Genomic DNA, 11,632 nt, shown 5'->3' with positions numbered 1-11,632 from the left:
CCGCCGGGCGCAGTCGATGATTGTCCTATCGACTGCGTCCGGCGCGATGCAACAGGAGACGGAATGATGCGTGGCTTGCCGTTGACGATGCTGGGATCGCTGATGCTCGCGGCCTGCGGCCCCAGCGCGCAGGAGCAGGCCGCCGCAAACGAAACGGCGGTCGCCAACCAGCGACAGGCGCAGGAAATGGCGACGAAGGTTGCCGCGCTGTCACCGGGCCAGCGCGAAGGCGTGTTCATTCGCGCCATCCGCGATGCGGGCCTGCCCTGTCAGGGCGTGACCGGTTCGGAGCCGGGCGAAAAGCCGGGAAGCTGGGTCGCCACCTGTCAGGAAGGGTCGCGTCATATCATCACGTTCGGGGCGAACGGCATGGCCAACGTCACGAGTTTTACGCCCCAACGATAGAGCCCGTTGGATGACCGTCGTCGATCGCTGACGACGTAGGCCATGAACTCAAACGATTCGAAACCGGAGAGTAAGCCTGGCAATTGCCGGGCTGATCGCACGCGGGTGCGATCCACCGGGTCGCCGACGACCGGATATCGCATGCTTTCAGCGCGTGTGATCCGGCTCGATACGATCCGCCGCACCGGCTGCGCGCTGTTGCGCAACCGCAGTGGCTGGCCGGGTCCCAATCTGCACCGTCGCAACGGAATCGATCGGCTTGGCTGCCCGAACTCCGTTCAACCCGCAGACTACGTCGGACGGCCCATCACCGGCTCACCGTTATGGGGTGTGTTGGCTGCTGTGTCGTTACGAACCCATCAACGGCACGCTTAACCGATTTCATCGGAAAAAGCTTCCCAACCTATAGCATCATGCGCGCCACATTAGTGGGAATTACCACAGCTACAGATGTAGTCATCCGCTAAGTCGTTGAAATTGCTAGACGTGAGAAACTGGCACGGTCGCTGCAATACTCTCTGCAAGTCCGGTTCGACGCCGGACAGCGCAGGGAGAAAGCACCATGACCATCCGTTTCGCCGCTTCGATCGTCCTCGGTTTCGTCGCCACCACGTCGGCCTACGCCGCCGAACCCACCGTTTCGCCGCCGAGCGACAACTCCACCGGGATCGTCGTCAACCTCGGTGCCCGTCAGGCTTCGGCCGAAACCCGCTACTGCCTCGTGATGAATCAGCCGGCATCGCGCCTGAAGAAGAGGATCTGCGACACCCGCAAGAATCTGACCGCAAAGGGCTACGACATCGACGCCGCGCTTGCCCGCCGCTGATCCCGCCCATCACCGCCAAGCCAACAGGAGTGTACCCGATGTTCCGTTCGATCGTTATCGCCGCCGCCGTGATCGCCACCGCAACGCCTGCCTTCGCCAATGCCGACCCGGCGAGGCCTGCAGCCGATACCGCAACCACGAAAGTCGCCGTCAGCCCCAACACCCGCTACTGCTACAAGGTTGAAACGACCGGTTCGCATCTGCGCCGCAAGATCTGCCACACCCGCGCCGAATGGCTGGCACGCGGTACCGACCCGCTCGAAACGTCGCGCGGACGTTGATCGCCGCACGGAATACTCCGCGACGCTTCAGGCCGGACCGGCCCGGAACGTCGCGGACTTACAGCGAGCGTTCGTAGAGCTGGTAGATCCGGTTCACCTTGCTGTCGATCGTCGTGGCGATGGCGTTCATGCCCTGATTGTCGTCGAGCACCCAGCCGATTTCGCCACGCGTCGCCCCGAACTTCGCCACCGCGTCGCGGCGGATATATTCGATCATCATGAAGGCAAGCTGGCTCGCCATCCGCGACGATTGCAGCTTCTGGACCACGCCCATCAGCGGCACCCGCATCGTCCGCGCCTTCGGCTTGCGCAGCCATAGCAACAGCTTCGCCCAATTGAACGGCAGCAGCGATCCGCCCATCGGCTTCAACGGTTCGTTGAGGTCGGGCAGGGTTATCATGAACGCCACCGGTTCGCCGTCCAGTTCCGCGATGCGGATCAGATCCTCGAACACGATCGGTTTCAGCTTCTTGCCCACGTCCGCGACTTCGGGTGGGGTAAGGGGTACGAACCCCCAGTTGTCGGACCATGCGTCGTTGAGGATGGAAAGGATGATCGCGGCCTCGTCCGCGAACTTCGCCTTGTTCACGCGACGGATGCGGATCCGCGGGTTCTTTTCACCCGCCGCGACGATCCGCTGAACAATCGGCGGAAAATCCTTCACGATATCAAGGTCGTAGGTCAGCAGCTGCTTGACCGGCGCATAGCCAGCACCCTCGATCCAGCCGCGATAGGCGGGAAGGTGGTGGCCCATCATCACGGTCGGGCTATGGTCATAGCCCTTAATGAGCAGACCCGGTTCTTCCCAGATCGACAGGCTGCACGGACCGATCGCGCGGGCCATGCCCTTGTCGCGCAGCCATTGCTCCGCCGTGTCGATCAGCAGCGCAGCGGTCGCCGCATCCTCCGCCTCGAACATCCCCCAAAATCCGGTGCCGGGACCGAAGCCCTTGTCGGCCGGCATGGTCAGCGCAAGCGTATCGAGATGGGCGGACACGCGACCAGTGACCACACCGCCACGTTCCACAAGGAACAATTGTGCCTCGGCGTGGCTGAACCACGCATTCTTTTTCGGATCGATCTGTCCCGCGACTTCCGATTTTAGCGGCGGCACCCAATGCGGATCCTTGGCATACAGCCGATAGGGAAGCGCGATGAATGCCTTGCGATCGGCGGCGGTGAGGACGGGACGGACCTTGAGCGACATGACTACCCCCGAAACGAAAGACGGGGCGGCAATGCGCCGCCCCGTCGGAAATTTCAAATGCCGTCTGGATCAGCCGCGATAGCGCGGATGCCCCTTCGCTACGCCGCCGGACAGTTCGGCTACCTTCGGATAACGCTTCGCGACATCCTCGGTATAGCCGAGGTTGAAGACGGTCGGGCTCTTTTCGGGGCGTTCCGACCGTTCGTAGTGCGTGCCGAAAATCTTGTCCCAGAAGAAGTTGGTGATGCCGAAATTGCCATGTTCGTCATGGAAATGATGCGCCATGTGCTTCCGCTTCCATGCCACCAGCAACTTGTTCTTGGGCTTATAGGCGAGATGCTGGATGCAATGGCAAAACTCATAGAAGCAGGTGGTCAGCAGCCCGGTCGCCAATGCCGCCATCGCGCCGCCGAACCCGCCGATCGCATATCCCACCGGTGCGGTCGCAACGGCGATCGCGGGCAGGGTGGTGTGGAGCGCGCCAAACAGCACTTCCAGGTGGTTGGGGTCCTGATGATGGTCGTAATGGATACGCTTCCAAGTTGCGGCCAGCGGCGCGAACTTGAACATCCAGTTGGAATGCAGCACCCAGCGATGCAGCACGTACCATACCAGCGGGTATGCGAACACGGCGACCGCAACGGCGGCAAGCGTCGGGACCAGCGGCGCGGGATTCCACGCGAACAGCCCCATCGCCACGACCGACAGCGCCAGATAGGCGATGATCGCGGGATACTGGAAAAACGCGACAACGAGTTCGCGGAACGTCATCTTGTCGAGATGGTGCGCCTTCTTCCAGAAGCCCTGCTTCTCGGTGATTGCGGTCATCGGCCCAACTTCCTTACTTCAAATCCCGATTTGGGCTAACACGCCCATCCTGATCCCACTGGCCGCGGTTTGCGGCCAAAGTGCGACGATTCCGTGCCAATTCCGGTCGTGCTATTCCTCGGTACGGATCAACACCGCTTCGCCGATCAGAAAGAACAGCAGGAACGGTGCCCATGCAGCAAGGAACGGCGGATAGGCGCCAAGGTTGCCCATCGCCAACGCAAAATTGTCTGCAACAAAGTAGGTAAAGCCCAGCGCCATTCCAATGACTGCGCGCACGAACAATTTCCCCGACCGCGCGACACCGAACGCCGCGACCGCCGCCAGCAGGGGCATCAGCACCGCCGACAACGGTCCCGACAGCTTGTGCCACAGCGAACCTTCCAGCGCCTTGGTCGGGCGGCCAGCTTCTTTCAAATCGGCAATGGCGGTCGATAACTGCGCAAAAGACAGGCCGTCGGCACTGACGTTCTGCAGCGTGAACTGGTCCGGGCGAACCCCGCCCGCGACACGGATCGCACCCAGATGCTGCCGTTTTCCCGTGGCGACGGTGAATTCGTCGACGCCATCCACCCGCCACGCACCACCGTCGCGTCGTCCGGTCTGCGCGGTCGCCAGCGTGCGCAACGTCGCGCCGTCGCGGGTATACACCGTGATACCGCGCAATTGCGTCGCCTCGCCCCGGCCGGATACCTCGCGAGCCTGGATCAGGTTCTCGCCGTCGCGTACCCACACGTTGGTGCGGTTGCCGCGGTCGACCGGCATCGGGCCGAAGTCCACATGCTGCCATGCGTCCAGCGTCGCAGTGGCGCGGGCGACGACGCGTTCGTTGAACGCAAACGATACCGCCGCCACGCCGAAGCTGGCGAGGATGAGCGGTGCCAGCACCTGATGCGCCGACAGTCCGCCGGCCTTCAGGCTGATGATCTCGCTGTTCTGATTGAGCTGGGTCAGCGTCAGGATCGTGCCGAGCAGCACCGAAAACGGGAGGAAACGGGCGATGATCTGCGGCGTGCGCAGCGAGACATATTGCAGCACCTGTGCCTGCCCGTTACCGGGCTGCGCAAGGATCTTGCCGCTTTCGCTGAGCAGGTCGAGCGCCTGCAACACCAGCACCAGCGCGAACAGGATCGCGAAGGTGCGCACGAGGAACAACCGCGCCATGTAGATCGCGACGGTGTTGGAGGGAAACAGACGACGCATCATGCGGCCTTCCGCCGACGGCCGGGCAGATAGCGGCCGATCAACTTGCCGACCCGGGCCGCGCCACGCTCCAGCCCGCCGATCGGTTCGCCGCCCGGAACATGCGCGATGACCCAATAGAGTCGCAGCACCAGCGCCGCGAACAACAGGAACGGCACCCAGAGTGCGATGATCGGGTCGATCCGCCCCAGGCCGCCCACGGCCTCGCCATATTCATTGACCTTGTGATAGGTCACAAGGATCACGATCGACAGGAACACGCCGAGCGCGGAGGAAGACCGTTTGGGCGGTACGCCCAGCGCCAGCGCGAGCAGCGGCAGTAGGAACATCGTCGCGACTTCCGCCAGCCGGAAATGAAAATTGGCACGCGCGCCGTCGCGATCCGATTCGCTCACGCCCGGATCATGGCCGGTGATCGCCAGTTGCGGCAACGTCTGTTCGAGATCGCGACCACCGCGTGGCCGGAAATTGCCGAATTTCGGCAGATCGATCGGCAGGTCGTGCGCGGTGAAGGTCAGCGTACGCGGCACCCGAAAACCGGGCGCGTCGTGGATCAGCGTGCCGTTGGTCAGGCGAAAGATGATGACGTTGGGATCGTCGGTCCGCAGGAACTGGCCGCGTTCGGCGCTGACCGCCAGCGCCTGTCCGTTGCGCTGGCTGGCCTGTACGAAAATGCCGCGCAGGTCGGCGCCGGATTTGCGGCTCTCTTCGATCCGCAACGTCATGCGGTCGCCCAGTTTGGTGAATTCACCGACCTTGATCGACGCGCCGAGCGCGCCGGTGCGCAATTCGAAGCGGAGCGCTTCGTAATTATACCGTGCCAGCGGCTGGACATAGCCGACGATCAACAGGTTCGCGGCGGCCAACACGGTGGCGTAGTAGAAGGGGACGCGCAGCAGTCGCCAGTAGCTCATGCCCACACCCAGCATGACGTCCAGCTCGGACGAAGTGGCCAGCTTGCGAAAGGCGAGCAGGATGCCCAGCATCAACCCGATCGGAATGCCCAGCCCCAGATATTCGGGCAGCAGGTTGGCGAGCATCCGCCACACGACACTGACCGGGCCACCCTCCGCCGCGACGAAATCGAACAGCCGCAGCATCCGGTCGAGAACCAGCAGCATCGCCGAGATGAGCAGCGTCGAGAACAGCGGCACCGCGATGAGCCGGGCCATGTAGCGATCGATCGATGGCATGGACGGTGGTCGGCTCGCGGGCTGGAGGAAGGCGACGTCGAAAGGTCGGACGCAGTTCGCGCGACGGGTGGCGATTGCAACGGCTAAGCGTGTTAGCGGTCTGGCGTCCTCTAGGAAAGTGCGCAGTTCCGGGGTGCACGCGGTCGGACCATGCCCACGCTACCGGGCGGGGGCATCGACCCGCCCCCGGCCAGCGCGGGAACACAGCCTTACAATACGCCTACTGCCTTGCCGGCCGCCTCGAACATGCCAAGGATCGTCTCGACCTGTTCGGATGTATGTTCCGCGCAGAGCGAACAGCGCAGCAGGAACGTTCCCGCAGGGGTCGCGGGCGGGCGGGCCATGTTGACGTACAGACCGCCGTCGAGCAGCGCCTGCCACATCGCCACCGCTTGGGTCTGATCCTTCAGGATGACCGCGATGATCGCGGATTGCGGCGTATCGGTGCCGAGCGTGAAGCCCAGATTCTTCAGACCGCCATGCAAGCGCCGCGAGTTGCGCCAAAGATGCGCGCGCTTTTCGCCCGCATGCATCAGCTTGCGGATCGACGCCGCAGCGGTCGCGACCACCGATGGCGGCAGCGACGCGGTAAAGACATAGGGGCGGCATACCAGCCGCATCACGTCGAACTTCGGATGGTTCGACACGCAAAACCCGCCGACCGTGCCCACTGATTTGGAAAAGGTGCCGACGACGAAGTCGACATCGTCCGAAACGCCCTGTTCCTCGTACACGCCACGTCCGTTCGGACCGAAAAAGCCCATGCCGTGCGCTTCATCGACCAGCACCATCGCGCCGTGCTTCTTCGCGACCGCGACCATTTCCGGCAGCGGGGCGATATCGCCCAGCATCGAATAGACGCCTTCGAGCACGACCAGCTTGCCCGGTTCCTTCGGCAGGCGGCCGAGCCGGCGATCGAGATCCTCGACCGAGTTGTGCCGGAAGCGCACGACTTCGGCATTGCCCAGCGCACAGCCGTCATAGATCGACGCATGGCTGTCGGCGTCGAGGATGATGTATTCGCCCTTGCCGACCAGCGTCGAGATGATGCCCAGATTTGCCTGATAGCCGGTCGAGAACACCATCGCGTGATCGGTGCCATAGAATTCGCGCAGCGCCGCTTCGCAATCCTTGTGCGGATCATAGGTGCCGTTGAGCACGCGGCTGCCGGTCGTGCCCGATCCGAACTGGTCCAGCGCCTTCTTGCCCGCAGCGATCACGTCGGGGTCGAAGGTCATGCCCATGTAATTGTACGTGCCGAGCAGGATCGTGTCCTGTCCGCGGATTACCGCCCGAGTCGGCGACGTCACCTCGTCCATCACGATCGCGAACGGATCGCGTACGCCGGTGGCCAACAACGCCTCGCGCTCCGCGATCAGCGGGTCGAATTTGCTCATCAGGTCGCGTTCGGGCGCGACCGGTTCGGAATCGGCGGGAAGGGCGTGGGCGGTGGCGGCGGCTTCGGTCATGATCTTCGCGTCCTCAAGCCGTCTGGTTGTTCAGTTTCCCGACCGCATCGGCCAACTGGCCCACGGTCTCGATCTCGGCTTGCATGTTCATCGTGATGACGATGTCGAATTCGTCCTCGACCGCCGCGACAAAATCCATAACGGTCAGACTGTCCCATTCGAGGTCGCCGGCAAAGGTCGTGCCTTCGGCCACGGCAACGCCCTTTTTGTTGAACGGTTCGATCAGGCCGGTGATGGTGGCGAGGGTGTCCGCGCGGTCGCTCATACGGGTCTTTCCAATACGGGTTCGGACCGCGCTATAGCAGACCATGCGCGCGATACCATGCCGCGGTGTCGGACAGCCCCTTCGCCAGATCGATCGATGGGGTCCATAATTCCGCCGGCGGGCGGCGCGCCGGGTCGGCGGTCCAGTCGGGATGCACCAGATAGCGGGCGCGGTCCGGCGTCAGCTTGGCACCGGCCCCGCGCAGCCGCCGGTCGATCCGTGCGCCCAGCGCGAGCAGCGCGGCGGGCAGGTGCAGCGGCATCACCCGCTGTCCCACCGCCCGGCCGATCAGCCGCGCCAGATCGGCATGCGTCAGCACCTGACCGTCGTCCACCTCGAACATCTCGCGATCAACCGCCCGATCGGCAAGGATCAGCAACAGCCGCGCCAGATCGTCGACCGCGATCAGCGACACCCGGCCGGGTGGTGGCAGCAGTGCCACTCCCCGCTGCGCCATGCGGAACATGTCGCGCATCTCCATGTCGCCCGGACCATAGACGCCGGACGGTCGCACGATGCTCCAGTCCAGCGGACTGTCGGCGACGACTTGTTCGCCGCCCAGCTTCGATGCGCCATAGGCCGACAGCTGCGGTTCGCGCGCCGAGAGCGACGAGACGTGGACGAAGCGGGCAATACCTTCCTGTAGCGTCGCGGCGACGATCGCGCGCGTGCCGTCGACGTTACCGGCGGTGAACGCGGCAGGGTCGATCGCGCTGACGATGCCGGCGACATGCACCACGACATCCGCCCCGCGCACCAGTTCCGCCAGCGCGTCGGGCTTGTCGAGCGCGCCCGCGATCCAGCGGACATTGGGTTCAGACGGCTGCGCCCGGCGGGTCAACGCGCGGACCTGATGCCCGTTGGACACGGCATGCGCGATCAGCCGCCGACCGACGAAGCCGGTCCCGCCGGTGATCGCGAGCGTCGTCACAGCAATGCCATGTGGTTGCGGTGGACCAGCGTCGTGCGCGGTGCATAGCCGAGCAGATCCGCCAGTTCGTCGCTGCGCCGCCCGATGATCCTTTGCGCATCGGCGGCGTCATATTCCGCCAGGCCGCGTGCGAGCGTCCGGCCGTCGGTATCGATCACACGGACCAGATCGCCGCGCGCGAAATCGCCGTCGACCGCGACGGCACCGGCGGGCAGCAGGCTGCGACCGCGCGCCAGTGCCGCCGCCGCACCGGCATCGACCCGGATCGTGCCGCGATCGGTCAGCCCGCCGGACAGCCATGCCTTTCGTGCTGGCGCCGATCCGGCGGCGGCGAAGACGGTGCCGTGGCCGGTCGACGCGAACGCGGATAGGGGGTGGTCGATCCGTCCGCTGGCGATGGCCAGATGCGCGCCCGCGCCGGTCGCGATCCGTGCCGCTTCGACCTTCGACACCATCCCGCCCGATCCCATGCCGGACGAGGATTTCGCGTCGGCCATGGCGGCGATCCGTGCATCGATCCGCGCGACATGCGGGATCAGCCGGGCGGTCGGGTCGCTATGCGGGTTGGCATCGTACAGCCCGTCGATATCCGACAGCAGGACGACGCCGTTCGCACGCGCCGCCGCACCGACCCGCGCCGCCAGCCGGTCGTTGTCGCCGAACCGGATTTCCTCGGTCGCGACGCTGTCGTTTTCGTTGACGACCGGTACAACGCCCAGCTTGAGCAACCGCCCCAGCGTCGCCGCGACGTTCAGATACCGCCGGCGGTCTTCGAGATCGTCGAGCGTGACGAGCAGTTGCGCGGCGGTGAGGCCGTGATCGCCCAGCAGTTCGGCCCAGATGCTCGACAGCGCGATCTGTCCGGTCGCGGCGGCGGCCTGCGCATCCTCAAGGCTGGCGCGGCCGCCCTTCGCGAGGCCCAGCCGGCGGGCGCCGAGCGCGATCGCGCCGGACGATACGACGATGACCTGCTGTCCGGCGGCAATCCGCACGGCGATATCGGCGGCGAGTCTGGCCAGCCAGTCGCGGCGGACGGTGCCGTCCGGCGCGACGAGCAGCGCGGAGCCGACCTTGACCACAAGGCGCGGGCAGGCGGCCGGCGCGAAAAGATCGTCGCCGCGAGGGGCAGGGTCGGCGGTTGCGCCCGGCAGTTCCCCTCCGGGTGCTCCGCCGGTTCCCTTGTCGGTATCGGGAAAGACGCCCAACGTGCCGTCCCCCCCGATCGTCACACCGGCGACCATGGTTCGGGTTCGTCGTCCCCGGTGTCCACGGCATGCATCTCGCTCGGCCCGATCGCCTCGATCAGGCGGTCGAGTACCTTTTCCAGCCCCTGACCGGTCGCGCCCGACAATGGCAGGACCAGCGCGCCGCTCGCTTCCTCCAGTTCCGCGATCAGCGCCGCAGTCAGTTCCTCGTCGAGCAGGTCGGCCTTGTTCAGCGCGATGACCTCCGGCTTTTCGGCAAGGTCCGCACCGTAATTTTCAAGTTCGCCGCGCACGATGCGGTACGCTGCGACCGGATCGTCGGCATGGCTGTCGATCAGGTGGAGCAGCACCCGGCACCGTTCGATGTGGCCGAGGAACCGGTCGCCGATCCCCGCGCCTTCGGCCGCCCCTTCGATCAGGCCGGGAATGTCGGCGACCACGAATTCCCGATGCTTGTGACTGACCACGCCCAGCTGCGGCCGGGTGGTGGTGAAGGCATAGGCACCGACCTTGGCGTTCGCATTGGTCACCGCGTTGATGAAGGTCGATTTGCCGGCATTCGGCAATCCGACCAGCCCGGCATCGGCCAGCAGTTTCAGCCGCAGCCACACCCACGCCTCGTCCCCCGGCCATCCGGTGCCATGCTGGCGCGGCGCACGGTTCGTCGACGTCTTGTAGCTCGCGTTGCCGCGTCCGCCATCGCCGCCGCGCAGGAATACCTCGCGCTGGCCCGCCTTGGTGAAGTCGGCGAGGACGGTTTCCTTGTCCTCCGACAACACCTGCGTTCCCACGGGCACGCGGATGACCAGATCGCGTCCGCCCGGACCGGTCCGGTTCTGGCCCGCGCCGCCGGCACCGCGCGGGGCGCGGAAATGCTGGGTATAGCGAAAGTCGATCAGGGTGTTCAGCCCCGGCACGGCTTCGAAGATGATATCGCCGCCCTTGCCGCCATGGCCGCCATCGGGGCCGCCATATTCCATGTATTTTTCACGGCGGAAACTGACGGCGCCGGGGCCGCCCCCGCCCGAACGGACGAAGATCTTGGCTTGATCGAGAAAATGCATGGATTTCGCTTAGTCGGAGTCGCGCCACGGGGGAAGGGCGTAGTTCCGCCGCTTTCGCTCCCGACGCACGCCGGAACGCCGCGTCAGGTCCGTCCGGCGACCAGTGCCCGCGCGGCCAGGTCGCGGGCCGTCCCGCGCGGCAGGCCAAGCGCTTTCGCCATCGGACCACCGAGCAGCGCATCGCCCAGCGCGGCCAGCACCAGTTGCAGCGTCGCGTCGGCCAGCGGCAGCTCGCTCAGCGACGCTTCCGATCGCAGCCGGTCGACCAGCGCATGGATCGCATCGAGGATCGGGTCGAGCGCGTCCTCGTTGCCCGACAATATCATCCAGCTTGCCAGCGCGCCCGCGCCTTCGCGGTCGAATGCATCGAAGGTCAGGTCGACGATCTCACGTGGATCGTGATCGCCGTCACGGGCGCGCAGCACCGCCGCGCCGATGGTCGCCGTGATCGTTTGTGCCATTCGTGCCGCCAGCGCGCGTTGCAGCCCCGATGCCGAGCCGAAATGATGCAGCAGATTGGCATGCGTCCGGCCGATCCGCGCCGCCACCGCCTTCAGCGTCACCGCCAGCGGTCCCGCCTCGATCAACAGGTCGCGTGCGGCGTCCAGTGCGGCATCGCGCGATGCCTCGGGCGACAGGCGGCGGGGGGTCAGCGACACGGACGGTGGCAGGGCGGGATGCGCATCGGGGCAGTTGGCGGATATCGGCGGCGAACGCAAAGCGTTCCGCGCGGCTTGCCACGGCGCCACCGACAG

At 65.3% G+C, this 11,632-nt stretch carries 13 protein-coding genes; 3 read left to right on the top strand and 10 right to left on the bottom strand.

Annotated elements, in window-relative coordinates; genetic code table 11:
* Window positions 1-63 precede the first annotated feature (63 nt).
* The 3 genes from IFT55_RS03250 (at window position 64) to IFT55_RS03240 (ending at window position 1,512) form a co-directional block, all read left to right on the top strand.
* Complete coding sequence (locus tag IFT55_RS03250) at window positions 64-405, top strand: hypothetical protein (protein ID WP_192089037.1); 342 nt, start codon at window positions 64-66, stop codon at window positions 403-405.
* A gap of 562 nt (window positions 406-967) precedes the next feature.
* Window positions 968-1,231: a hypothetical protein gene (locus IFT55_RS03245; RefSeq protein WP_192089035.1), complete on the top strand. Its 264-nt coding sequence runs from the start codon at window positions 968-970 to the stop codon at window positions 1,229-1,231.
* Between the two features lie 38 nt (window positions 1,232-1,269).
* Window positions 1,270-1,512 carry a hypothetical protein gene (locus IFT55_RS03240; RefSeq protein WP_192089033.1) on the top strand — a complete coding sequence of 81 codons (243 nt, stop codon included), beginning with the start codon at window positions 1,270-1,272 and terminating at the stop codon, window positions 1,510-1,512.
* 58 nt (window positions 1,513-1,570) lie between these two features.
* On the opposite strand, the gene IFT55_RS03235 is transcribed toward IFT55_RS03240, so the two are convergent.
* The 10 genes from IFT55_RS03235 to IFT55_RS03190 form a co-directional block, all read right to left on the bottom strand.
* A complete protein-coding gene (locus IFT55_RS03235) occupies window positions 1,571-2,719 on the bottom strand; it encodes an N-acetyltransferase (protein ID WP_192089031.1) in 1,149 nt (382 codons plus the stop codon).
* A gap of 69 nt (window positions 2,720-2,788) precedes the next feature.
* Window positions 2,789-3,547, bottom strand: coding sequence for a sterol desaturase family protein (locus tag IFT55_RS03230; RefSeq protein ID WP_192089028.1), 759 nt, complete (start codon window positions 3,545-3,547; stop codon window positions 2,789-2,791).
* Between the two features lie 111 nt (window positions 3,548-3,658).
* A complete protein-coding gene (lptG, locus tag IFT55_RS03225) occupies window positions 3,659-4,750 on the bottom strand; it encodes an LPS export ABC transporter permease LptG (protein WP_192089697.1) in 1,092 nt (363 codons plus the stop codon).
* Window positions 4,750-5,922: an LptF/LptG family permease gene (locus IFT55_RS03220; protein ID WP_249403538.1), complete on the bottom strand. Its 1,173-nt coding sequence runs from the start codon at window positions 5,920-5,922 to the stop codon at window positions 4,750-4,752. The genes lptG and IFT55_RS03220 overlap by 1 nt, the downstream gene beginning before the upstream one ends.
* A 230-nt stretch (window positions 5,923-6,152) precedes the next feature.
* The gene (spt, locus tag IFT55_RS03215; protein ID WP_192089024.1) at window positions 6,153-7,412 is read right to left on the bottom strand and encodes a serine palmitoyltransferase; all 1,260 of its coding nucleotides are present in this window, start codon (window positions 7,410-7,412) and stop codon (window positions 6,153-6,155) included.
* A 13-nt stretch (window positions 7,413-7,425) separates the two neighbouring features.
* Entirely contained in the window at window positions 7,426-7,677 is a 252-nt protein-coding gene (locus IFT55_RS03210; protein WP_192089022.1) for an acyl carrier protein, read from the bottom strand.
* Between the two features lie 31 nt (window positions 7,678-7,708).
* Window positions 7,709-8,608 (bottom strand): NAD-dependent epimerase/dehydratase family protein, encoded by a 900-nt coding sequence (locus tag IFT55_RS03205; protein WP_192089020.1) that lies wholly within the window; start codon window positions 8,606-8,608, stop codon window positions 7,709-7,711.
* A complete protein-coding gene (proB, locus tag IFT55_RS03200) occupies window positions 8,605-9,849 on the bottom strand; it encodes a glutamate 5-kinase (RefSeq protein WP_192089019.1) in 1,245 nt (414 codons plus the stop codon). Before proB ends, IFT55_RS03205 begins: the two co-directional genes overlap by 4 nt.
* Complete coding sequence (obgE, locus tag IFT55_RS03195) at window positions 9,834-10,877, bottom strand: GTPase ObgE (protein ID WP_192089017.1); 1,044 nt, start codon at window positions 10,875-10,877, stop codon at window positions 9,834-9,836. The genes proB and obgE overlap by 16 nt, the downstream gene beginning before the upstream one ends.
* Window positions 10,878-10,960: 83 nt before the next feature.
* Window positions 10,961-11,536, bottom strand: a complete 576-nt coding sequence (locus IFT55_RS03190; RefSeq protein WP_192089016.1) for a TetR family transcriptional regulator — start codon at window positions 11,534-11,536, stop codon at window positions 10,961-10,963.
* Window positions 11,537-11,632: the final 96 nt, after the last annotated feature.

The organism is Sphingomonas sp. CFBP 13720, from assembly GCF_014842075.1.
In the GTDB taxonomy this organism is placed as follows: Bacteria; Pseudomonadota; Alphaproteobacteria; order Sphingomonadales; family Sphingomonadaceae; genus Sphingomonas.
The sequence above is the reverse complement of the archived record's forward strand: the minus strand, read 5'-3'. Positions and strand labels throughout refer to the sequence as shown.